The sequence below is a fragment of the Intestinimonas massiliensis (ex Afouda et al. 2020) genome (assembly GCF_900626285.1).
GTDB lineage: Bacteria > Bacillota > Clostridia > Oscillospirales > Oscillospiraceae > Flavonifractor > Flavonifractor massiliensis_A.
Map to the genome: position 1 here is coordinate 1 of NZ_LR131158.1, position 1,138 is coordinate 1,138.

General features: G+C 50.8%; 2 protein-coding genes. Both read left to right on the forward strand.

The window, feature by feature from the left end; translation table 11 throughout:
* Positions 1-245, forward strand: a 245-nt coding sequence (locus tag E0E41_RS18690) for a hypothetical protein (protein WP_165450618.1), incomplete at its 5' end; no start/stop codon positions are given.
* Positions 246-273: 28 nt separating this feature from the next.
* Positions 274-1,011 carry a zonular occludens toxin domain-containing protein gene (locus E0E41_RS18395; RefSeq protein ID WP_130871336.1) on the forward strand — a complete coding sequence of 246 codons (738 nt, stop codon included), beginning with the start codon at positions 274-276 and terminating at the stop codon, positions 1,009-1,011.
* The last annotated feature ends 127 nt before the right edge of the window (positions 1,012-1,138 follow it).

The window sequence follows — 1,138 nt, forward strand, 5'->3', positions numbered from 1 at the left end:
GTGTTCCTGTCTCTTCTGATTCTGCCTCTGTTCCCGGTATTCTTTCCGCCGTATCGGATGTGTTTGCCGCCGTCCTTGGCCTGGTTGCTCTCCTTGCCGCCGCTTTTGCCGTTCATCCCATTCTCCTGATCGGTGTGGTTCTCGGCTTCTTTGGCTTGGTGATTGCCATATTCCGTCGTTTGTTTGTCAAACACAGGAGGGGCGGCGGCGGTGTGAAAACCCCGCCCCGCCCCTCCTGTGTTTGACCGTGCACTTTCAAAAGGAGTTTTTTGTATGGCTTATTTGATGATCTTCCTTCTGTTTATTCTTTGGCGCTGTTTTCAGCATGCCTATAACCCCCGGCACCCGCTCCAGCTCAATGTGTATTTTGGCGTTCCCGGCTCCGGTAAGACCACCTTTGCCGCCTATCTTGCCCGCTGGGCGCAGCATGAAAGCATCGTGATCCGTTTGTGCCGTCGCTTCCCGTGTCGCTTGTCCGCCTGGATTCTGTCCGGCTCTCACTGGAAGCGTTCTATCCGGGTTCTGTCCAATGTCCCTATTAAAGGCACTTATAAGGTGGACTGTAAACATGATATCGGTAAATACGCTATTGATAACTGTAAGCTGATCATTGACGAGGCTGGTGTTGACTTTAACAGCCGTCAGTATAAGACCCTCTCTATGGATGCCATTGAGTGGTTCAAGTATCACCGCCATTGCGGCGTCTCTGTAGATGTATTTTCCCAGTCCTATGAGGATATGGACATTACCCTTCGCCGTCTTGCCCAGCACTTTTATGTGGTCAAGCGCTCTCTGATTCCCTGGTTCGTCTGCGTCAAGTTGATCCGCCGGAAGGTTGGTATAGACAACAATACTCACCAGATCTGTGATGCTTATTCCTTTGGTATCCCTATCCTCGACACCAAGCGTATCTTCTGCCCGCCCCTCTGGAAGATGTTCAACACCTACGACCATAAGGAACTCCCGGAAAAGGATTGGCAGTTGTGGGATACTAGTGGTAACACAAATTGATGTTGCTGCGTCGCTGATCCTGGTTTCCTGAAGATCTCTTTTGTGTTACACGGTTGTTCCGGAATCTGTTCGTAACACGATTTCAAGTCCTGGTCGCCGGCAGCTGCAGGTAAATTGTGTTACGCTG